The following is a 20,392-nucleotide window of genomic DNA, read 5'->3' on the forward strand; positions in this document are numbered from 1 at the left end:
TTTGAAAAAAGCGATCATATTGATAACCGGCCTTTTGCTGCTGATATATAACGGGCAGACGGCCGCGGCCCAGGAACTGAAAACGGACGGTTCCGCCCTCAGAACAAGCGCCGGCGCAAAAGAGCAGCAGGCGCTGACGGGCGATCTGATTACTCTTTACGGGGCGAAAGACAGCTCGGAGCTGACTTATCAGATTCCTGCGGGAGCTTCGAATGCCAATCAGTCACTCCTGATTGATTACGAGGCGTCAAACTTATTAATAGCTCCGTCTTCTTTAACGATTGCCATTGATAATGAACCGGTCAAATCCATAAAGCTTGACGGCAGCTCCAAGCGGAAAACAGTAAAGCTCAATCTCAGCAAAAGCCAAGCCGCCCAAGGCTATCACAACGTCTCATTGCAATTTTACGGCGTATTAAAAGAGGGCGTTTGCGTCAGGCAGGATACGTCAGGCAACTGGATAAAGATTTATCCGGACAGCCGCCTCATGCTTTCAGAAGCAAGCAAGTCAAAGGGGGCGGATCTGGGCCATTTCCCGTATCCGTTTGCCCAATCAGGCAATACGGGTGAAGAAACCGATATTATTCTTCCTGACAAACCGACCTCTGCGGAAGCTGAAGCCGCAGTCAAAACAGAAGGATTTCTGAAAACGGCTGACAGCAGGCTGAAAGTGTCATACGTAAAAGAATCCGCCGCCGGCAAAATCAGCAATCCGTCAATTGTCATCGGCGCCGGGCAGCATTGGAACGGCAAAATAAAAGAGCTTTTCGATCGCGGGAATATCAAAGCGGAACACAACAAACTCCTTCTCGCTGAACGGGTGCTGACCGCCGGGGATAAACGGCAGCCCGTCCTGTTTGTCACGGCACAATCAGACAAAACGCTGGCAGAAAAAATCCGCGTCATGACAGACAGCGCTTATTCAGGCCAGCTGAGCGGAGACTCACTGTTGATCGGCCGTCTTCAGCCCGCTGCTGAAAAGACAGGCAATAAACTGACTTTAGACGATTTCGGCGCGGGAAATGTAACGGTCGGATCAAACAAAACGGCGTCAGAGCATTTCTTTTACCCTGCGGCGGCCGCTGTTGATAAAGACGGGAAGGTCAAGTTTTCGCTTACATTAAAGACGTCGGAAGCGGTCCGGACGAAGGCGGATTCTGGTGATGACGCCGAGAGAGCGGAACTGAACGTCATGGTCAACGGACAGCCGAATGCGGTGCGACTTGATGATCTCGGCAATAAGGATAAAGACGGCTTTTACCACGTCTCAATCCCGATTGATCCGAAACTTTTGCGCAGCAGCAGATACATTGATCTGCAATTTGTCACCTCAGGTTTGAAACATAACAATCCGTGTATCGACCGTGACGAAAACAAATGGGTCTATATTGATAAAAGCAGTACGCTGACGTATCCGGTAAGCGATGCGGCGCAGAAAGCGGATTTCGGGCAATGGCCGCTCCCGTTTGCCGGTAGCGTGAATAAGAAAACTGTGATCGTCATCCCGGATGACGTGACCATGCAGACACTTAAAGAGCTTTCTTTAGTGGCCGATTCATTCGGAAACGGCGCCCGTCAGTCATTTACCGTGAAGACGGCATCAGATATGAAGGAAGCGGACGCCAAAGGCCGGAATGTTGTGTTTATCGGAAGTCTGCCGCAAATTCCGCTTTTGAAGTCAAACGCTTCTAAGCTTCTCGTGCCGTCAGACCGCAGCGGCGCTTACGATGTTTCGTCGTTTCAGATGCTGAATGAGACGACGAAACAAGTCGCGTTTACACAGAAATCACCTTGGGACTCAGACAGCAGTATTGCTGTTTTTGCTCCGTTATCAGGAAGCGGCGCGGCTGTCACAAAAGAGCTGATCAGCTTTTTAGACAGCACAAGCGATGCCGCAACCGTCGTCAACGAAACGGGCGGCAAGCAGCTGTTTTCGAACCATCAGCAAATCAAATCCGATGACAGCAGTCCATCGGCTGATACGAAAAGCCGTTCCGCAGCACTGAACGTCACGTATATCGCTGTTTTCGCGGCGCTTATGATCATTGCTGCCGGCCTGATCTGGCTGACGGCAAGAAGGAAAAAAAGAAAAGCGGACAATGAAAAAAGTGAAGAGTAATGAAAGCAAAAGAGGCTGTTAACAGGCCTCTTTTTTTGTATTTTTATTTCCATTTTTGGCGGTAATTTTTTTATTTTTGAAACAGCATAAAAGCCCCTTTACAACCGGACGGGACGGGAGTATGATCTCTTTTATAATCTATATCGCTTAATCTGTATCCAGAGCGGGGGAACCAATTTGCGGCGCGTCATGCCGCTTGGGGTGAATCCTTTTTAGGTAGGGCCAACTCTCATAAGCCCGAATCCGACAGCTAACCTCGTAAGCGTTCATGAGAGGAGATGAATGAAACCTGTGCACGAATATGGCGCAGGGGCATCCGTTTGCCTCTGTGTCTTTTTGCTGTGCTGAAATAAGGCATGCAATCAGCATTCGGAGACATCATAGCAGTAAGGGTTTGTAAATCAAACGGAAAATGAAAAAAAGGGGAAGACAACAAATGTATCATTCAATCAAAAGATTTTTGATTGGGAAACCGCTGAAATCACAGGCTGCCGGAGAGCAGAAACTGACGAAACTCAAGGCGCTTGCCATGCTTTCTTCAGACGCGCTTTCATCAGTTGCTTACGGAACGGAACAGATTCTGATCATTTTGGCTGCGGTAAGCGCGGCCGCGTTTTGGTATTCCATTCCGATCGCAGCCGGTGTTCTTATTTTGCTGCTTGCTTTGATTCTGTCATACAGACAGATTATTTACGCTTATCCGCAAGGCGGAGGCGCTTATATGGTTTCTAAAGAAAACCTTGGTGAGAAGCCCGGCCTGATTGCGGGCGGCTCATTGCTTGTTGATTATATTCTGACGGTGGCGGTAAGCATTTCTGCCGGAACTGACGCCATTACATCGGCATTTCCGGCTTTGCACCCGCATCATTTGCTCATTGCTGTTTTGCTTGTGATTCTGATTATGATTTTAAATTTGAGAGGGCTGTCAGAATCGGCGTCCATTTTGGCGTATCCCGTCTATCTATTTGTGGCGGCGCTTGTCCTTTTGATCGTCGTCGGGCTGTTTAAGCTCATGACGGGCCAGGTTCATCCGGCCGAGCATACACCGATCGGCACGCCCGTAGCGGGCATCACACTGTTTTTGCTGCTGAAGGCCTTTTCTTCAGGGTGTTCGGCGCTGACCGGTGTTGAAGCCATTTCAAACGCGATCCCGGCCTTTAAAAATCCTCCGGCGAAAAACGCGGCCCGCACTCTGGCCATGATGGGGATTCTGCTGGCGATCTTATTTACGGGGATTACGGTGCTGGCGTACGGCTACGGCACGGGTCCGAAGCCTAACGAGACCGTTATTTCACAAATCGCCGCGGAAACCTTCGGACGCCATACGGTGTATTATTTCATTCAAGGCGTTACATCATTGATTCTCGTGCTGGCGGCGAATACGGGCTTTTCCGCATTTCCGCAGCTGGCGTTTAATTTAGCGCGCGATCAGTATATGCCGAGAATGTTTACGGTTCGCGGCGACCGATTAGGTTTTTCAAACGGAATTATCTTTCTCGGTATCGCGTCCATCCTGCTTATTCTTTTATTCGGCGGCCGCACGGAACATCTCATTCCGCTTTATGCCGTCGGTGTGTTCATTCCGTTTACGCTGTCGCAGACGGGAATGTGCATCAAGTGGATCAGGCAGAAGCCGAAGGGCTGGGCTGTAAAAATGCTGATCAACTCATGCGGCGCCGCCATTTCATTTATGGTGCTGTGCATTTTATTCGCGACAAAATTCAATCTTGTCTGGCCCGTGCTGTTATTCATGCCGGCTGTCGTCTTTTTGTTTTTCGTTATTAAAAATCACTACACCGCGGTCAGCGAACAGCTGCGGGTCGTTGATCAGCAGCCTGAGGAAATTAAGGGAACCGTCGTCATCGTGCCTGTCGCCGGTGTCACCACGGTCGTCCAAAAATCGATTCAGTATGCGAAATCATTATCGGATCAGGTCATTGCGGTTCATGTTTCCTTTGACAGGGAAAACGAAAAGAAGGTGGAAAAGCGCTGGGAAGAGCTTCATAACGGTGTCCGCCTCGTCACCCTGCATTCCTCATACCGCAGTCTGGTTCACCCGTTTGATAAGTTTTTAGAGACGGTCGAACAAAAAGCGAAAAAAGAACAGTTCTCCGTGATGGTGCTGTTTCCGCAATTTATTACGAAAAAACGCTGGCAGACCATCCTTCACAACCAATCAGCCTTCTTGCTCCGCGTCCGGCTGTTTTGGAAGAAGGACATAATCGTCGCTACACTGCCGTATCATTTTAAAAAGTAACGGTAAAGACCGCAGGCCTTAGTGCCGCGGTCTTTTTTGTAAAGGAGGACGACATGGCTCAAGGCGCGTTTGTCATCATTCAAAATGACGGGCGGGACATATTGCTCGTAAAACGAAAAGACGTTCCCTTATGGGATTTGCCCGGCGGCGGGATCGCAGAAGGTGAAACACCTGAAGCCGCAGCCATCAGAGAGGCCTTCGAAGAAACCGGTTATAACGTGACCATTCTGCAAAAATCCGGTGAGTATGAAAGGCCTGCATTTGAAGATACACAGCACGTGTTCATCGGAGCCGTTACTGGCGGAACCCCGCTGATGAACGGGCCGGAAACCGCCGCATTACGCTGGTTTTCCCCAAACCGGCTGCCGCTGTTCATGGTGCCGAACAGGAAACGCCAAGTAAAAGACGGAATCAATGGTGCGGCAAATATGAAGGTAATGCTGAAAGACCGGCATCTGTTATCCATCCTTGATCTGCTGAGAAAAAAGTCAGGCAGATAGCCCCGTGTTTCAACCCGTTTTAAAAAGGGGATGAATACAGGTAAAAGGAGGATGCAGTATGCCAAGTAAAACAGCAGGACACGTAATGACAGAGCTGCTTGAACAATGGGGAGTCGGACATATATACGGCATTCCCGGAGACAGCATTAATGAATTTATCGAAGAATTGAGACATGAACGAAACAACCTGACATTCATCCAAACCAGGCACGAGGAAGTCGCAGCCCTGGCCGCCGCGGCTGAGGCAAAACTGACCGGGCAGATCGGTGTCTGCCTTTCAATCGCAGGGCCGGGAGCCGTTCATCTGCTGAACGGTTTATACGACGCCAAAGCGGACGGTGTTCCGGTTTTGGCGATTGCGGGACAGGTTGCCTCAGATGAAATCGGCCGTGACAGCTTTCAGGAAATCAAATTAGAGCAAATGTTTGAGGACGTGGCGGTATTCAATCAGCAAGTACATACAGCAGAAGCGCTGCCCGATCTTCTGAACCAGGCGATTCGTACGGCTTACAGCAAAAAAGGCGTTGCCGTCTTAACCGTATCTGATGATTTATTCGCGCAAAAAATCAAACGGGAGCCGGTCTACACGTCGCCGATATATTTAAAAGCCGATATCGAGCCGAAAAAAGAACATCTCGTGACATGCGCGCAATATATTAACAACGCAAAAAAACCGGTCATTCTCGCCGGCCAAGGGTTAAAGTCAGCAAAAGAGGAGCTGCTCGCATTCGCCGATAAAGCGGCCGCTCCGATTGTCATTACCCTGCCGGCAAAAGGGGTCATACCTGACAGCCATCCCCATTTTCTCGGAAATCTCGGGCAAATCGGCACAAAGCCCGCCTACGAAGCGATGGAGGAATGCGATCTGCTGATCATGCTCGGCACATCGTTCCCATACAGAGATTATCTCCCGGAGGATACGCCCGCCATCCAGCTTGATTCGGATCCGGCCAAAATCGGCAAGCGCTATCCCGTCAATGCGGGAATCGTCAGTGATGCGGCTCTGGGCCTGAAAGAGCTGACGGATTACATTGAATATAAAGAAGACAGAAGATTTTTAGACGCCTGCACCGAGCACATGAAGCATTGGTGGAAGGAAATCGAAAAAGATGAAACCGAGGCGACTCATCCGCTCAAGCCGCAGCAGGTCATCGCCCGGCTCCAGGATGCGGCCGCAGAGGATGCCGTCCTGTCAGTGGATGTCGGAACAGTTACGGTATGGATGGCCCGCCATTTTAAAATGAAAAAGCAGGACTTTATCGTCTCAAGCTGGCTTGCCACGATGGGATGCGGGCTTCCGGGAGCAATTGCCGCAAGCCTTGCCGAACCTGAGCGGCAGTCCATCGCCATTTGCGGAGACGGCGGATTTTCAATGGTCATGCAAGATCTGCCGACGGCTGTTAAATATAAACTGCCGATTACAGTTGTTATTTTAAACAACGAAAATTTAGGCATGATTGAATATGAACAGCAAGTCAAAGGCAACATTGACTACGTCACCCATCTGCAAAATGTGGATTATGCCGCTTTTGCAAAAAGCTGCGGGGCAAAAGGGATCAAAGTGACGAAACACGAAGAATTGGCTCCCGCTTTTCATGAAGCGCTCAACTCAAATGAACCGGTCGTCATTGACGCCGTCATTGGCGACGAGCCGCCGCTTCCGGGAAAAATCACTTACGGCCAAGCGAAAGGCTTCAGCAAATACATGCTGAAAAACTTCTTTGAAAACCAAAAAATCGAAATGCCGTCGCTCAAGAAAAGCTTGAAACGGCTGTTTTAAAAAGCGGCGCTTATAAAAAAATAAACAGGCAGCATGCCTGTTTATTTTTTTGCCGTGCAGCTTGTTTGCATATAGGCTCTTCTATTTACTCAGATGAGCCGTATGATCATTTTTCTTCAGTTAAATGGAATAGGTCAGCCAATTTCCAAGGGAGCCGCCCATTTTTTCATAGAACTTTTGTGCACGGTAATTATCAGTTGCTGTTATCCATGACATATGCGCATATCCGTTTTCTTTTGTAAATGCCTCACAACTTTTAAATAGTTCTTGGGCTGCTCCTGTGCCTCTTGCTTTTTCTGCCACGAATAAATCATTCATTATTGTTATTTTATCTGCTTTCGTCGTACTAAAACTAAAATATAATGTTGCAAAGCCAATAAGTTCTCCATCTTGTTCAGCAACGAATTGAATACCTCTGTCCTTTTCAAATAGCATTTCAATCAAACGATGTATATGTTCAATCGGTGGTTTAGGCCTTTGATAAAAATCCACGATATATAAATACATTAAATCGGTCAATTGGTTTACATCATAAGGTTCCGCGCTCCTGATGATCATATGTTTCCCCCCTCACTCTGTTTTTAATTTTTGTCATACAAAACTTACACAAATATTCCAAATAATGCAATGTTTTAAATTGGTTTAGAACCGGTTTGTTGTTTAAGAAAAAATAAGAAGGCGGAACCGTTCTCATGAAGCGCTTAACTCAAATGAGCCGCCGCTTCCCGGAAAAATCACTGACGGCCAAGCAGATGGATAGGGCGCCGCTAGAGAACTGTCTTGATGAAGATGAGCGCAGTATTCTTCAAAAGAAATATTTGTAATCAAGAAAAATTTAGAAATTATGATTGAGCTCGGCCTGAAAAGTGATAAGTTTTATCAGGTGAAAAGGCAGGCCATCTACAATATCGCGACAGCGCTCGGAATCATCTGAGGGCTGTTTTTTAATCCGTTAAATTCACCTTTTAGAGTCTCAGCTGTGCGAGAAGGCTTTATGGTCAAGGCATTTTTCACTGGTGTACTTATTTGTTGCGCGATAAAATGGCAGTAACTGAAAGGAGGGGTGCAAGTGATAAAAAGAAAAAAGGACTCAGAGGAGTTTAGATAATGGATGAGAAAAAGAAAGAGGTTCAAAGAAAATATAGAGAAGAGATTAAGAGAAAGAAACAGCAAAAAGAAGATGATAAAAACTTCACAAGAGAAGCCTTTATTGTTGTGACGATCATCGTGCTGTTTATTTTTTTGAATTTCATGTTCAAAAGTTTTTAACAAAAAATCCCTGCCCCCACTTCAGTTCACTTTTGATGAAGCATCCCTCCTTAAAGATGGGAAGTACATCGTGAATGAGCAATTAGTCTTTGGGAAATTCGTTCCTGAGTTCCGAACACTGACAGTGATTTCCCAACAGCATCTTATATGGGTTGCTTAAAACAAAAAATTATTGACTTTATTTCCGGAGGTCTGCAAAAATTACTTGAAAAAATGTGGATAGAAGCGGCTATTCCATCTTAAAAATCGTCGGGGAAAATGCAGTTAGATGTGGAGTTGTTGGTTTAGCCGCGAAGCATATTAGGCCAAGTGTTTGTGAGCTTTACACAAGATAATTAATGAGCATTTTTGTCCCTCCGTAAATGCGGGGGATTTGCATTTACATTCGATAAAAGTATCGGCCGTATGATGAATGAAGCTCTTTTCATGACGAAGAGGGTTTTTTGTTTTTTAAGTCAATGTATGGTCTGGCTGCTGGCGGAATTTACAGACCGAAAATGAAAGCGAAGCTGAAGGAATGTTAAAATAAAAAAGCAGTCCCTATTTTGCCCGCTTTTCTTTAAAAATGTGATCCAAGATGAACATAAAGAGAGTGAATAAAAAGGACATCGTCATTATATCTATTAGAGATATATTAGAGGTTTCTTTTATTAGCAGCAGCCATACCACCTGCAAAACTAAAGAAATAGAAAAATAAGATATATATTTAATGCTCTTCATACCCAATTCCCCCTTTATTAGCCTAATTTCTCTTTTGCGATCTTATCCAAATGAGTAAAAAGAATATCCAGGCCCGAAAATAAGAAAGTTATGAAGAATGAAAGAAGAATTTCTCCACCTTGAAATATAGATATGTTCTCAATGATATGATTGGAAACATATTTAATTGAGAAGTAAACAGCAGCCCATGCAAAAATGAATTCAAGGATATAGGCTAACCAAGCAGGTAATTTAAAAACATGAGTCATTCCTTTTACAATTGCCATAAGGATTAGCATATAAATGAAAGCTAAAATACTGACGACGACAGAAAATATGTATAAGTCTGAAAGTGAACCATAGAAGATATATTCTCCGAAAAAATGATTTACAGTTATAGCTGCAAAATAAATAACTAGGCTGGGTACAGTTACAGCGAAGCACAGGGAGAATCCGATAAGCCCTATGAATGCTGCATGAGCTAAGCGGTTGGGTGGTGTATCCACAATTTCCTTTTTTAATAGAATCATAAAAATAAGAGATGAAATAACAAGGCAGCATAAGAGAGTGAGTAAAACAGTAAAAAAGATAGTCATGTGAAATCTCCAATGAAAAAGTGCTATTAGAGTGAATCTAACAGCACTTTGCATGATCATTTATGAATCAGTTTAAAATGTTTTCATTGCTAAAGTTGTCAAATGAGCGAGGTTTTTAGCCTGGCTGTCAGAAAGTCCGGACTTTTTAAGTGAAAGATAAAGATTCTTTTCCACGTCAGTCCAGCTTAAGGCGACATACTCGTTCAGCATTTTCTTTAAAACAGGTTCTATGTGTTCATTGAAAACAGATTCAAGTTCATTTCTTATTTTCTTTCCTGCTAATCTTTCAACAAGATTAAATAATTTTGTTTTATTTTTCAGCACTTCTCTGATTGCATCTTTGACGGGTTTTGACACAGATGCATCGCTTTGTGCTTTTAGTCCGTAGGAAAATTGTGTATCAGTCTGATAAAAAAATGATTTGGTCGTTCCAGTGGCATTGGCAGTATTATTATGATTTTCTTTAGCTAAGGATGCGGGGACAAAAGAAGTAGTTACAAGGGCTAAAGATGCGGCAAACAGAATGCCTTTAGCTGCGTGTCTAATGGGAAATCCTCCTTTAGAAATGTAGTGTAGAGAGAAATGAAAGACTATGTATTTAGGCGGGTCCTATATGATCCGCTTTGAACATTTTTCCCTCTCAGATACCATTCTATCAATAGGTATTTTTTGGGTAAATAGGATTTTTATACAGTATTTTTCTCATCATCCAAAATCTTCTTTAGCAGAATTCATTTTAGCTGCAGTTTCGTGAAATAGAACATGGGCTGGAGCCTATATAATACATGTACAGGCTGATTGAGGCGGAACCACATGATCGGAGCGGTTTTATAATTTGGGGTTAATTAAAAAAAATAAACAGGCAGCATGCCTGTTTATTTTTTTTTGCGTGAAAGAGCGAAGAAAAACGGGAAGGCGGAACCGGCCAATAACGTACCGAATAAAAACATGCCCCCGATGAACACATGATAGTTCACTCCGCCGATCCAAAGCCCCGTGATTAAGGAAACGATGCTCAATGCGACCATCACAAAGCCGGGAATCAGGCGTTTCTTGCCCGTTGTCCGATAAGCAATAAGAGAACAGAAGATGCCGATGACAATCGGCACGATCCACAGATAAAAAAGGATAAATACTGACATAAGCAAAACTCCGATTTTTTCTTCTATCATACCAAAAACCCCCGGAAAAAGATACGAACGAGAGCCGGCGCCAAAAGAAAAAAACCGGCCCATATCGGCCGGTGTTTCTAACGGAAAGAATCGTAAATCACAAACAGATTAAGCGCGATCACCAAAACCGCAATCAGCCAGGCGAGAGCCGTCACCCATTTACGGTTCGTCAGGGCGCCCATCAGGCGTCTGTTGCTCGTAAACATAATCAGCGGCACGAGCGCAAAGGAGATGCCGAATGAAAGAACGACCTGGCTCCATACAAGCGCTTCTGTGGCGTTGACCCCTGAGATAATGATGACCATCGGCGGAATAATGGTAATGAAACGCCGCAAATAAAGCGGGATACGGTAACGGATGAAGCCCTGCATGATAATGTCGCCTGACAATGTGCCGACAGAAGAGCTCGAAAGCCCCGCGGCCAGCAGCCCGATTCCGAAGAGAGCGGCTGATGCCGGCCCGATATAGTGGCCGAATTGCTGATAAGCCACGTCTAAATCTTCTACATACAGCCCGTTCTTGAAGAAAAGCGCGGCAGCGACAATGAGCATGCTTGCGTTAATCGCCCCAGCGATCACCATCGCGATGAGAATGTCAATCGTCTCGAATTTAAAAATCTTTTTCCGCTCACTATCCGTTTTTCCGACGACACGGCGCTGTGTCAGTGCGGAATGTAAGTAAATGGCATGCGGCATCACGGTTGCGCCGAGTATCCCGGTTGCCAGAAGCACACTGTCCATTCCGTCAATTTTCGGGATAAACAGCCCTTCGAGAACGGAAGCGGCGTCAGGCTTGGCGAAGAAGGTTTGCAGGGCGAAGGCGATCACCACCACAAACAGAAGTCCGGCAATGCCCGCTTCCAGCGCCCGGTAACCGCGGCGCTGCAGCTCTAAAATCGCGAATGAGCCGATCGCCGCGATAATGGCCGCTTCCATCATCGGTATGCCGAACAGCAGATTGAGTCCGAGGGCCGCTCCGATAAACTCGGCCAGATCAGTCGCCATAATCACCAATTCACCCTGTATCCACAACCCGGCGGATACCCATTTCGGATACCGGTCTCTGGCGATTTCCGGCAGGTTTTTACCAGTCGCGATGCCGAGCTTCGCGGAAAGGACCTGAATTAAAAAAGCCATCAAGTTTGAAAAGAGGATGACCCACAACAGCATATACCCGAATTTCGAACCAGCTGAGATATTCGTAGCGAAGTTTCCCGGATCAATGTAGGCAATCGCCGCGATAAATGCGGGACCTAAAAAAGGCAGAAGCCGCTTGAATCCCTTGCTTTTGCCGTCAAGTGCATCCTGAATGGCTTTTGCTTGCAATGATTGTGCTGAGATGTCTTTGCTCATTATGTCTCACCTAAATTCCGATAGATTTTTAGCTAAATAACAAAAAGTTTCCTAGATGCAAATTATTTTATCTACATCATAAATCCGCTAATATGAGATGTCAAGCTCTTTATGTTCAATAAACCAGTACATGTATGCCCTGTTTTATCTATGATATGTATCCCGCCCGAGAAAGGTCCGAAAATGAAAAAGACATCGTATTCGGAAAGAAACGATGCCGTTCTCAACGATGTTTCCGCACGGGTTCTCCATTTTAAAAAGGGTGAAAGAGTACACTGTCCCATAAATCGTCAGAACCTTCCGTCCGCCAGCAAAGATTTGAAAAAAGACGGCACATTTCCTCCATTTTGCCGGGTAAATAGAATAATAATGAACCTTTCCATTGGAAGATAAAACCTTCCTGTACCATTCAAATGACCTCCGGAAAAACTCCGGACGCTCTGAATAAATGTTTGAATCAACGATATATCAGTGATTCAAGTCCAATAAACCGCTGTTATTTATCGAAACAAAGAAAGCGCTTTATCATTCACGCAGAAAAGAAGTTGGAGCATTAGACTTATTTCAGTCTTCCGGGTGAAAACGTATAATAACCTCAGGAAAGCTTTCCAGCCATATGATAAAAGAGGGGGAATTTTCTTGGTACGTCGTTTGTCGGTCTTTTCTCTAGCCATGATGTTTGTTGTTTCTTTATTCGCTTTTGGCGGCTCTGCATCAGCTGCAACTTTTACACCTAAAGCTGAACCGGACGTTTCCATTTTAGCCAGCGGGGGAACAGTCGGTATTTACGGAGCTAATATGCGCTCATGCTCTAAGGTCAGCTGTTCAACAATTACAACATTTTCAAGCGGTAAAAAAATTACAGGTTCTTGGGTAACCGGTGAATATGTTCAAGGCCACTACACCAATTCTAATAAATGGCTGAAAGTCACGTATGCCGGAGCGACAGGCTACGTGTCAGTCACCACTCTTTCTTATTATTACGGTTTATAATCAGAAAACCCCGTTCTCTTTAGAGCGGGGTTTTTCCATATATATCGGATCAATTTCCGCGCTTCGTTTCATCATCGTGCTTCATCAGCTGATCGATTTCTTCCTTAGAGGCATTTTCTTTCCACTCTTTCGCCTGACTTGTCGCAATGGGAAGGGCCCGTCCTTCTTCATAACCCTCATCCACCATCGCATTCGCGATTTCGATCGCTTTTTTCTTCACAGGTTCCTCGAGATTCTTCAATGATTGCGGATAATCCTTCATTGACCAAGGCATGTCTATCACTCCTTTATAAAAAGTGTTTCCCGCCTGAAGAAAAAGAAAACCGCCTCATCAAAAAGAATGACAGCTATTTTTATGAGAGGCCAGCAATTTCCGAATAAAATATAAAGGATAAAGAAGCAAGTACAGGTTGAATGCCCACCACATAAGATCAAAATCACCGATAAATACCCAAAAGGCAATCGCCTGCAGGCCTGAACAAAAGGTCAGCACAAGTGATATTAATGCGAAAGGGCGCCATAACGCATGTTTCTGTCTATAAAGAAACAAGCTGTACAGCCCGGTTATCGAAATGAAAATATCTAAGGGAAAGAATGACCAGTTCCAAGCCATGATCATGGCGTTATCATAATCTTTAAACACCATATTTTTTGGAATCCACTCAAAAAAAGTAACAATCCAATAAATGATAAATCCAATATCTGTAATGAGGAAGAGAACCTTTAAGCCTTTCATCATCTGTTTCTGTCCGTATGAACGCTGATGCCGTTTGATGACGTTTCACTTTCAGAAATAAAGTTTAAGGAAACGACACCGATGATGATCAGAAGAACAGAGACAGCTTTTATGACAGAGAACTGTTCATGGAAGAAAAAAATTCCGATCAAGGAAATCAGTACGATCCCCATTCCCGACCAGACCGCATACGCGATGGAGACACTTATATATTTCAAAGTCAAAGTAAGAAAACAAAGGCTGCCGATATAAAACAATAATAATAAAATACTGGGGACAAGTTTTGTAAAACCATTTGATAATTTCATGCTGACCGTACCCAATACTTCAAAAATGATCGCTAAACTCAAATAAATCCAATGCATTCAACCTTCTCCTTCATTCGTATTATTCAAAATTATACAATATATAGAATTTAAAGAAAATTAAATAATGGAATGCCCTTCCGAATAAAAAACCCGGTCGGGTAAGAAAACACCATAAAGGTATACTATGAAGAAAGAATTCAGAAAGGACGTGCAGGACGGGTGACAGAAGAGCGGACAGACCTGGAGAGACAATTGAGAGACATTCAAAAATGGGAAAAGGCGCAGCAGAGGGTGATGTTCTGGCAAACATTCACCCGCTTGCCGTTTCAGCTTTTGGACAAGCTGACACCGCAATTTATTCAACGGAAAATCGGACGCATACTCGATGAAACGGGAACGTTTATTCAGTCAGGCGGACAGTATCTCACATCAGAAAAGCGCATCATGAAAAAGTTTCAGAAACGGCTGCCGCACGGTACATGTCAAACGCTTCACGACATTCGCAATGCGCCGCTTGCCGTCATGGACGAAATCGCAGAAGCCATGGCGCGCACAAGCGTAAAGGCCGCGACGGTGCAGGGAGCCGCAACGGGAGTCGGCGGCGTGTTTACGCTTGCGGCAGACATCCCGGCGATGCTCGGTCTGTCTTTAAAGACACTGCAGGATATCGCTATTGCCTACGGCTTTGACCCGAAAGACAAAAAAGAACGCGTGTTTATCGTCAAATTGCTTCAGCTGGTATCGAGTGACGTCATCGGAAAAAAAGCGATCCTGCAGGATTTACGGCAATATGATCAAAACGACCGCACCTATCAGCGTGTTGCCTCGCAGATACAGGGCTGGCGGGAAGTCGTTTACAGCTACCGCGATACGTTCGCCGCAAAAAAACTGCTGCAAATGGTTCCGGCCGCAGGCATCATCTTCGGCGCATCCGCCAACCGTTCAGCTTTAGAAAGCATCGCGGAAACAGGCATCATGCTTTATAAAAAACGCCGGATTCTAAGCCGGCTGAAGGATGCAGAATGATAAAAAATCACCCGAAAACACATTCAATGTGTTTTCTTTGTTTAGCAGTTCTGAAATCGGGAAACCAACAACCAACACCAATTAAAGGAGGAATTCAAAAATGGCACAAGATAATAACAAAATGAGCAGAGAAGAAGCAGGTAAAAAAGGCGGAGAAGCTACAAGCAATAACCATGACAAAGAATTCTATCAGGAAATTGGTCAAAAAGGCGGAGAAGCCACAAGCAAAAATCACGACAAAGAATTCTATCAGGAAATCGGTGAAAAAGGCGGAGAAGCCACAAGCAATAACCATGACAAGGAATTCTATCAGGAAATCGGCCAAAAAGGCGGAGAAGCTACAAGCAAAAATCATGACAAAGAGTTTTATAAAGAAATCGGCCAAAAAGGCGGAAACAGACGAAGCAGCTAATAAAAGCATAAAAGGCAGACAACTTGCAGATCAAAAGCGATCCGGCGCATCAGCTGGATCGCTTTTTGTTTTGGAAAAATCTTGATCTGAGCCGGCGTTGCAGTACAATAAATGAAAAAAGGAGTTTTTACTTGTGTCTGAAATGCAACATTTACTCGCCATCGCCAATAAAGTCAAAGAAAAACACGACAATTTTTCAATCGCGGAGATCAATGACCACTGTGTGCGCCTCGCAGTGTTTACGGGAGAATATGACTGGCACCATCACCCTGACTCAGATGAATGGTTCATTGTTCTTGAAGGTGAGCTGCTGATCGATTTTAAGGACAAAGAAACTGCAGTGCTCAAAGTAAATGACAGCCTGCTCATCCCGAAAGGCACGATTCACCGTACACGCTCATACGTCAGAACCGTGAATCTTTGTGTCGAGCATACGCATGCGAAAACAGTCATCACAGAGGAACTGCCGTGCTGATCAAAAAGATTGTATGTGAAACAGACGCTGCAAACGCTGAAGCATTTTCGCAAGCACAGTCACGGTGGGGAGCATTATCACGTGTAAATGGCTTCGTCAAACAGGCCGGCGGCTGGCGGAAAAACGCAGACGGTCTGTTCATCGCAGAGATCATCAGCGTTTGGGAGAACAGACAGGCCTATGATCATTTTATGGAGAACGAACATGACCGCATATACGAAGAAAACGAGCAGAAGGCTGCGATTCTTTCAATAGAAGTGATGCTGTACGAAGAGGATGAACCTTTCATTCACGAGCTGTTACATCACCCGGACATCCGATACGAACCGGATTGGACAGTTGTGCGCACCTAAAAAAAGCCCCTTTAGAGGGCTTTTTTATTTTCGTCCGGGAAGCGTGTTGTGGACATAAGGCGGGACGGGATCCAGCTTCGCTATTTCGCCGTGCGCTTTCGGTTCCTTTTCGTATTCAAAAGGTTCGCCGTCCGGCGCTTTTTCTTTCAGCCAATTTTGTTCAGCGCTTTCTGCTCCATCTGAGAAATGGATAAGTTTATGCGAGAATGACTGCTTTTCCAGCGCCTTCGGGAAAGTGGAAGGAACGATCGGGCCTTCCTGTGCTTCTAATTCTTTAATGGCCGCAAGCCATTGGTTTTGATGCATGGTGTCGCGGGCCAATAAAAAGCTGAGCATATCTTTCACGCCTTTATCATCGGTCATTTCATACAGGCGTGCGACTTGAAGCCTTCCTTGTGATTCGGCGTTCAGATTGGCGCGGAAGTCTGCCAAGAGGTTTCCGCTTGCGACGATATAGCCTGCGCTCCAAGGAACGCCCGTGCTGCTCTCCGGCATGGCGCCCAGTCCTGAGACGATTGCATGATGCGGATTCATGCCGCCTAAAATGGACCCGATGACCGGATCATCAGCTGCTTTCTCCTGCTCCGCCAGCGGGGCATCTTCTAACAGTCTCGCAATCATTGTCGCGATCATTTCGACATGGCCAATTTCTTCCGTCGCGGTATCCATCAGGAGATCCTTATATTTTTCATTGCCCCGTGTATTCCAGCCTTGGAACAAATATTGCATGGCGACGGATATTTCCCCGTACTGTCCGCCCAAGATTTCCTGCATCTTTTTTGCGAACAGCGGGTCAGGACGATCCGGTTTAGCCGGATGCTGCAGTTTTTTCGTATGTGTAAACATGTCTCCATCTCCTTTTTTATTTGTCCCTATTTACTTCCCCATCAGGAAAAGGGATGAAACGGAGATGGGCGTATTGGTCCTGCTAAGGATCGCGCCGCAAAGATAACAAGTCTTGCACAAGCCCCCGGCCGATCACCTGTTCATATTGTCCGTAAACCGGATCGAGGCGTTTCATCCACTTTTTCTTTTCCGCTTTCGTCAGCATGTGAATATTGATGGATGAATTCTTCTTGATTTCTTCAAGCTGGTCTTTATTCATTTTCTCAGCGGAGGTTTCGTTCCATTCCGTTGTTTCTTTCATCGCCTCCGTTAAGATGGTTCTCGTTTTTTCCGTCTGTGAATTCCAGAAATGTTCGTCGGTCATCACGGCATAACCGAGGTATCCGTGATTGCTGATTGTCAAATAATCTTGAACATTATAAAATTTTTTAGAATAGATATTTGAAATCGTATTTTCCTCTCCGTCTACGAGATTGCTTTCCAAGAGCTGAAACGTGGAATTAAAGGAATCCTGCCGCGGGTGCGCGCCGAGCAGGCGGTATTGGTCTTCGATCACGCTGCTCGGCATGATCCTGAGCGCCTGTCCTTTCAAGTCGTCCGGAGTGAAGATAGGCCCTTTGTTCGACGTGAGCTGCTTAAATCCGTTCGTCCAGTATGCCAGGCCTTTCAAATGATGCTTTTCTAAAGAAGCGAACAGGCGAGTCCCGATTTTGCCGTTTAGGCCTTCTTGTACGGCTTTATAGTTTGTAAACGCGTACGGCAGATCCAAAACACCCCATTCGGGCGACAGTAATCCGAGCTTTGAGGTGGAGGGAGCGATGAATTGCACGTCCCCGTTTTGGAGGGCGTTTATTTCTTCATTATCTGAATAGAGGCTCCCGTTTGGAAACACCTCTACTTTAATGGTTCCGCCTGACTTTTGATAGACCAGATCGGCGAATTTATTCGCCGCCCGCCCTTTAGGCGTGTTTTCAGCAACGACATGGCTGAATTTGAACACCATTTGATCTTTCAGGCCTTCCTGTTCGTCATCATAATACGGTTCATCCGTTGGGAAACGATCATGAAAGCCGATGAATAAAGCGGTTCCGATACCGAGTACCATCAGGCTGAGACACGTCAGCAAGCTTTTCATCGAAAACCCCCCTCCGCCATTTTCTATAACAAGCATAATCGGGCGGGCCGTTTTCGTAAAGAGACGGAAAGGAAGAGGCCAATGACGAAAAAAAAGCTCACCATCCGCTGGAAAATCACCATACTTTCTTATATCGTCGTGCTTTTTACCTTTTTGATCGTCGGCATCGTGCTGATCGGAAATATTCAGCATACAGAGGAGCGCGAGCTGAAAAAACGGCTGATGAATACCGCACGGACGGTATCTGAGATGACCGATGTCAAACGCGCCCTGGAGCAGAAAAAGCAGAGGGAAGACGTGCGCCATGCGGTCGAAGAAATAAGGATCATCAATGAAGCGGACTACATCGTCGTCATGGATATGGACCATATCCGTTATTCACATCCCGTCAGCACGATGATCGGAAAGCGTTCAAGGGGTGAAGACGAAGCGGCGGCGTTTGCCGAGCACATTTATTTTTCCGAAGCAAAGGGAGAAATCGGCACCGCCGTCCGCGCTTTTTATCCCATCAAAGACCGGGATTTGAATCAGATCGGTGTCGTTCTGGCCGGTAAAACGCTGCCCGGATTCGGTGAAATTCTTCTTCAGCTGAAACATGACATTCTCTTTATCGTTCTGCTGGCGCTCGGGTTCGGACTGGCCGGCTCCTTTTTGCTGGCCCGCCACATCAAAAAACAAATGTTTTGGCTGGAGCCCCATGAGATCGTGAGAATGTATGAGGAACGGACCGCTACGTTTCATTCGATGAATGAGGGCGTCATCGCGATCGATAATCAGCATCACATCACCATTTTTAATGAAAAAGCGAAGCAGATATTCAATGTCAGACAAGAGACCGATGGCAGGCTGATCTGGGACGTGTTAAAAGATTCGCGGCTCCCGGAGATCGTCGAGCGGAACCGGGCTGTATATAACGAAGAAATCCAAGTCAGCGGAAAGGTGATCATGAGCAGCAGAATTCCGATCGTTATGAAAAAGAAGGTCATCGGCGCCGTCGCCATATTCCAGGACAGGACGGAAGCGGCGAAAATGGCTGAAGAACTGACGGGCGTGAAAAATTTTGTCGATGCGCTCAGAGTCCAAAATCACGAACACATGAACAAGCTTCACACCATCGCGGGACTGATTCAGCTCGGAAAATCAGAAAAAGCGCTCCAGCTTGCTTTCAAGGCATCATCAGAACAAGAAAGCGTCACAGAATTCCTTCATCAGGCCATTCAGAATGACGCCGCGGCGGGGCTTCTGTTAAGCAAAATCAAAAGAGGCAAAGAGCTCGGCATTTCTGTGAAAATTGATGAAAACAGCAGCTTTTCACAATTTCCGGTGCATGTGGACCAGCATGACATCGTCGTCCTGCTCGGCAATTTAATCGAAAACGCGTTCGGCGCATTCGAAACAGCCGACACGGAGGACAAACACATTGACATCAGTATCGAGCAAAATGAAGAAGTGCTTGCGATATTAATAGAAGACAATGGAAGCGGGATTTCAGATGAGCATATCCCGCACATTTATGAAAAAGGGTTTACCGTCAATAAAACGGGCGGCACGGGATACGGCTTGTACCTCGTCAAACAGATCGTCGACAAAGGGATGGGCATCATTGAAGTCGACACACGGCAGGGACAGGGAACGGCATTTTCTATTTTATTTCCGATGAAGGGGGAGGAATCGATAGATGGACATCAAGGTGCTGCTTATTGAAGATGATCCGATGGTGCAGGAGGTGAATAAAGAATTTATCAGCGGCGTTTCAGGATTCAGCGTCATTGCCACGGCAGCTGACGGAGACGAGGGAATCAGGCTTATAAAAGATCTTCGGCCCGAACTCGTGGTATTAGACGTGTACATGCCGAAAAAAGACGGAATTAAAACGCTTCAGGAAATCAGAAAACAAAAGCTCGAAGTGGACGTCATCATCGTCTCGGCTGCAAAAGACAAAGAAACGATCCAGCTTATGCTGCAAAACGGCGCGGCCGACTATATTTTGAAGCCGTTTAAGCTGGAGCGGATGAGACAGGCGCTCGAAAACTTTAAACAATATAAACGGAAAATGGAACAGCATGACACCATGTCTCAAGACCAGCTTGACGCGCTGCTTAAAATTCCGCAAAATCCGTCCCGGGATCTGCCGAAGGGGTTAAATCATTTTACGATGAATGAAATTATAACCTATATGAAACGGCAGACGGAGCCGCTTTCAGCTGAAGAAGCCGCCAAAGCGCTCGGAATCGCCAGAGTGACGGCGCGGCGCTATCTTGATTTTCTTGAGAAAGACGGTCAGATTAAGCTCGACATTCAGTACGGGGGAGTGGGCCGGCCGGTTAACCGCTATAAATTCGTCCGTTAGCCGAGACCAAAAAG

21 protein-coding genes, 3 pseudogenes and 1 riboswitch are annotated in these 20,392 nt (G+C 45.8%); of the genes and pseudogenes, 13 read left to right on the plus strand and 11 right to left on the minus strand.

Annotated features, from left to right (window positions below):
- Position 1: 1 nt before the first annotated feature.
- The 4 genes from ACH32G_RS16260 to ACH32G_RS16275 all read left to right on the plus strand — a co-directional run bounded on the left by ACH32G_RS16260 (position 2) and on the right by ACH32G_RS16275 (position 6,656).
- Positions 2 to 2,119, plus strand: a complete 2,118-nt coding sequence (locus ACH32G_RS16260) for a cellulose biosynthesis cyclic di-GMP-binding regulatory protein BcsB (RefSeq protein WP_448814587.1) — start codon at positions 2 to 4, stop codon at positions 2,117 to 2,119.
- 134 nt (positions 2,120 to 2,253) lie between these two features.
- Positions 2,254 to 2,399: riboswitch (cyclic di-AMP (ydaO/yuaA leader) on the plus strand.
- A 156-nt stretch (positions 2,400 to 2,555) separates the two neighbouring features.
- Positions 2,556 to 4,376 (plus strand): APC family permease, encoded by a 1,821-nt coding sequence (locus ACH32G_RS16265; protein WP_016937210.1) that lies wholly within the window; start codon positions 2,556 to 2,558, stop codon positions 4,374 to 4,376.
- A 53-nt stretch (positions 4,377 to 4,429) separates the two neighbouring features.
- Positions 4,430 to 4,876, plus strand: a complete 447-nt coding sequence (locus ACH32G_RS16270) for an NUDIX hydrolase (protein WP_448814588.1) — start codon at positions 4,430 to 4,432, stop codon at positions 4,874 to 4,876.
- 58 nt (positions 4,877 to 4,934) lie between these two features.
- Positions 4,935 to 6,656 (plus strand): pyruvate oxidase, encoded by a 1,722-nt coding sequence (locus ACH32G_RS16275; protein WP_326351757.1) that lies wholly within the window; start codon positions 4,935 to 4,937, stop codon positions 6,654 to 6,656.
- A 120-nt stretch (positions 6,657 to 6,776) separates the two neighbouring features.
- Here the strand turns inward: ACH32G_RS16275 and ACH32G_RS16280 are convergent, their stop codons facing one another.
- Positions 6,777 to 7,214: a GNAT family N-acetyltransferase gene (locus ACH32G_RS16280; RefSeq protein WP_188154767.1), complete on the minus strand. Its 438-nt coding sequence runs from the start codon at positions 7,212 to 7,214 to the stop codon at positions 6,777 to 6,779.
- Positions 7,215 to 7,393: 179 nt separating this feature from the next.
- Here ACH32G_RS16280 and ACH32G_RS16285 point away from each other — a divergent pair.
- Positions 7,394 to 7,590: pseudogene (locus tag ACH32G_RS16285) on the plus strand (ArpU family phage packaging/lysis transcriptional regulator); the annotation flags it as partial.
- A 173-nt stretch (positions 7,591 to 7,763) separates the two neighbouring features.
- A complete protein-coding gene (locus ACH32G_RS16290) occupies positions 7,764 to 7,925 on the plus strand; it encodes a hypothetical protein (RefSeq protein WP_007410191.1) in 162 nt (53 codons plus the stop codon).
- A gap of 540 nt (positions 7,926 to 8,465) precedes the next feature.
- Here ACH32G_RS16290 and ACH32G_RS16295 read toward each other — a convergent pair.
- From ACH32G_RS16295 to ACH32G_RS16315, 5 genes are all read right to left on the minus strand, one after another.
- Positions 8,466 to 8,645: a hypothetical protein gene (locus tag ACH32G_RS16295; protein WP_045927243.1), complete on the minus strand. Its 180-nt coding sequence runs from the start codon at positions 8,643 to 8,645 to the stop codon at positions 8,466 to 8,468.
- A 17-nt stretch (positions 8,646 to 8,662) separates the two neighbouring features.
- Positions 8,663 to 9,220: a hypothetical protein gene (locus ACH32G_RS16300; RefSeq protein WP_045927244.1), complete on the minus strand. Its 558-nt coding sequence runs from the start codon at positions 9,218 to 9,220 to the stop codon at positions 8,663 to 8,665.
- Positions 9,221 to 9,292: 72 nt separating this feature from the next.
- Positions 9,293 to 9,577, minus strand: a complete 285-nt coding sequence (locus ACH32G_RS16305; RefSeq protein WP_016937203.1) for a hypothetical protein — start codon at positions 9,575 to 9,577, stop codon at positions 9,293 to 9,295.
- A gap of 518 nt (positions 9,578 to 10,095) precedes the next feature.
- Entirely contained in the window at positions 10,096 to 10,362 is a 267-nt protein-coding gene (locus tag ACH32G_RS16310; RefSeq protein WP_029575267.1) for a hypothetical protein, read from the minus strand.
- 107 nt (positions 10,363 to 10,469) lie between these two features.
- Positions 10,470 to 11,747: an Nramp family divalent metal transporter gene (locus ACH32G_RS16315; RefSeq protein ID WP_099744384.1), complete on the minus strand. Its 1,278-nt coding sequence runs from the start codon at positions 11,745 to 11,747 to the stop codon at positions 10,470 to 10,472.
- A 636-nt stretch (positions 11,748 to 12,383) separates the two neighbouring features.
- Between ACH32G_RS16315 and ACH32G_RS16320 the strand changes: the two genes are divergently transcribed.
- Positions 12,384 to 12,737, plus strand: a complete 354-nt coding sequence (locus ACH32G_RS16320) for an SH3 domain-containing protein (RefSeq protein ID WP_016937199.1) — start codon at positions 12,384 to 12,386, stop codon at positions 12,735 to 12,737.
- Between the two features lie 58 nt (positions 12,738 to 12,795).
- Here the strand turns inward: ACH32G_RS16320 and ACH32G_RS16325 are convergent.
- From ACH32G_RS16325 to ACH32G_RS16335, 3 genes and pseudogenes are all read right to left on the minus strand, one after another.
- A pseudogene (locus tag ACH32G_RS16325) lies at positions 12,796 to 13,011 on the minus strand (DUF2188 domain-containing protein); the annotation flags it as partial.
- Between the two features lie 57 nt (positions 13,012 to 13,068).
- Positions 13,069 to 13,476 (minus strand): DUF5360 family protein, encoded by a 408-nt coding sequence (locus ACH32G_RS16330; protein WP_045927191.1) that lies wholly within the window; start codon positions 13,474 to 13,476, stop codon positions 13,069 to 13,071.
- Complete coding sequence (locus ACH32G_RS16335) at positions 13,473 to 13,838, minus strand: DMT family transporter (protein WP_016937196.1); 366 nt, start codon at positions 13,836 to 13,838, stop codon at positions 13,473 to 13,475. Before ACH32G_RS16335 ends, ACH32G_RS16330 begins: the two co-directional genes overlap by 4 nt.
- 162 nt (positions 13,839 to 14,000) lie before the next feature.
- Here ACH32G_RS16335 and ACH32G_RS16340 point away from each other — a divergent pair, with 162 nt between their 5' ends.
- The 4 genes and pseudogenes from ACH32G_RS16340 (at position 14,001) to ACH32G_RS16355 (ending at position 16,047) form a co-directional block, all read left to right on the plus strand.
- Positions 14,001 to 14,807 (plus strand): EcsC family protein, encoded by an 807-nt coding sequence (locus ACH32G_RS16340; protein ID WP_029575266.1) that lies wholly within the window; start codon positions 14,001 to 14,003, stop codon positions 14,805 to 14,807.
- Positions 14,808 to 14,907: 100 nt separating this feature from the next.
- Positions 14,908 to 15,213, plus strand: a pseudogene (gene gsiB / locus ACH32G_RS16345) (glucose starvation-inducible protein GsiB); the annotation flags it as partial.
- Positions 15,214 to 15,352: 139 nt separating this feature from the next.
- A complete protein-coding gene (locus ACH32G_RS16350) occupies positions 15,353 to 15,694 on the plus strand; it encodes a cupin domain-containing protein (RefSeq protein ID WP_095242081.1) in 342 nt (113 codons plus the stop codon).
- Positions 15,688 to 16,047 (plus strand): YdbC family protein, encoded by a 360-nt coding sequence (locus tag ACH32G_RS16355; protein ID WP_016937193.1) that lies wholly within the window; start codon positions 15,688 to 15,690, stop codon positions 16,045 to 16,047. The genes ACH32G_RS16350 and ACH32G_RS16355 overlap by 7 nt, the downstream gene beginning before the upstream one ends.
- A gap of 24 nt (positions 16,048 to 16,071) precedes the next feature.
- On the opposite strand, the gene ACH32G_RS16360 is transcribed toward ACH32G_RS16355, so the two are convergent.
- Both ACH32G_RS16360 and ACH32G_RS16365 read right to left on the minus strand, forming a co-directional pair.
- Positions 16,072 to 16,893 (minus strand): manganese catalase family protein, encoded by an 822-nt coding sequence (locus ACH32G_RS16360; protein ID WP_016937192.1) that lies wholly within the window; start codon positions 16,891 to 16,893, stop codon positions 16,072 to 16,074.
- 82 nt (positions 16,894 to 16,975) lie between these two features.
- Positions 16,976 to 18,028 carry a TRAP transporter substrate-binding protein gene (locus ACH32G_RS16365; protein WP_448814589.1) on the minus strand — a complete coding sequence of 351 codons (1,053 nt, stop codon included), beginning with the start codon at positions 18,026 to 18,028 and terminating at the stop codon, positions 16,976 to 16,978.
- Positions 18,029 to 18,109: 81 nt separating this feature from the next.
- On the opposite strand from ACH32G_RS16365, the gene ACH32G_RS16370 reads away from it, so the two are divergent.
- Positions 18,110 to 19,732: an ATP-binding protein gene (locus tag ACH32G_RS16370; protein WP_016937190.1), complete on the plus strand. Its 1,623-nt coding sequence runs from the start codon at positions 18,110 to 18,112 to the stop codon at positions 19,730 to 19,732.
- A complete protein-coding gene (locus ACH32G_RS16375; protein ID WP_049627923.1) occupies positions 19,707 to 20,378 on the plus strand; it encodes a response regulator in 672 nt (223 codons plus the stop codon). Before ACH32G_RS16370 ends, ACH32G_RS16375 begins: the two co-directional genes overlap by 26 nt.
- The last annotated feature ends 14 nt before the right edge of the window (positions 20,379 to 20,392 follow it).

The organism is Bacillus sp. CIS52 (genome assembly GCF_053545315.1).

Excerpts from the sequence above, each read along its gene's own strand:
- ACH32G_RS16360 (WP_016937192.1), bottom strand. The coding sequence starts at position 16,893 with ATGTTTACACATACGAAAAAACTGCAGCATCCGGCTAAACCGGATCGT.
- ACH32G_RS16365 (WP_448814589.1), bottom strand. The coding sequence starts at position 18,028 with ATGAAAAGCTTGCTGACGTGTCTCAGCCTGATGGTACTCGGTATCGGA.
- ACH32G_RS16310 (WP_029575267.1), bottom strand. The coding sequence starts at position 10,362 with ATGTCAGTATTTATCCTTTTTTATCTGTGGATCGTGCCGATTGTCATC.
- ACH32G_RS16270 (WP_448814588.1), top strand. The coding sequence starts at position 4,430 with ATGGCTCAAGGCGCGTTTGTCATCATTCAAAATGACGGGCGGGACATA.
- ACH32G_RS16375 (WP_049627923.1), top strand. The coding sequence starts at position 19,707 with ATGGACATCAAGGTGCTGCTTATTGAAGATGATCCGATGGTGCAGGAG.
- ACH32G_RS16275 (WP_326351757.1), top strand. The coding sequence starts at position 4,935 with ATGCCAAGTAAAACAGCAGGACACGTAATGACAGAGCTGCTTGAACAA.
- ACH32G_RS16295 (WP_045927243.1), bottom strand. The coding sequence starts at position 8,645 with ATGAAGAGCATTAAATATATATCTTATTTTTCTATTTCTTTAGTTTTG.
- ACH32G_RS16280 (WP_188154767.1), bottom strand. The coding sequence starts at position 7,214 with ATGATCATCAGGAGCGCGGAACCTTATGATGTAAACCAATTGACCGAT.
- ACH32G_RS16300 (WP_045927244.1), bottom strand. The coding sequence starts at position 9,220 with ATGACTATCTTTTTTACTGTTTTACTCACTCTCTTATGCTGCCTTGTT.
- ACH32G_RS16330 (WP_045927191.1), bottom strand. The coding sequence starts at position 13,476 with ATGATGAAAGGCTTAAAGGTTCTCTTCCTCATTACAGATATTGGATTT.
- ACH32G_RS16335 (WP_016937196.1), bottom strand. The coding sequence starts at position 13,838 with ATGCATTGGATTTATTTGAGTTTAGCGATCATTTTTGAAGTATTGGGT.
- ACH32G_RS16265 (WP_016937210.1), top strand. The coding sequence starts at position 2,556 with ATGTATCATTCAATCAAAAGATTTTTGATTGGGAAACCGCTGAAATCA.
- ACH32G_RS16290 (WP_007410191.1), top strand. The coding sequence starts at position 7,764 with ATGGATGAGAAAAAGAAAGAGGTTCAAAGAAAATATAGAGAAGAGATT.
- ACH32G_RS16370 (WP_016937190.1), top strand. The coding sequence starts at position 18,110 with ATGACGAAAAAAAAGCTCACCATCCGCTGGAAAATCACCATACTTTCT.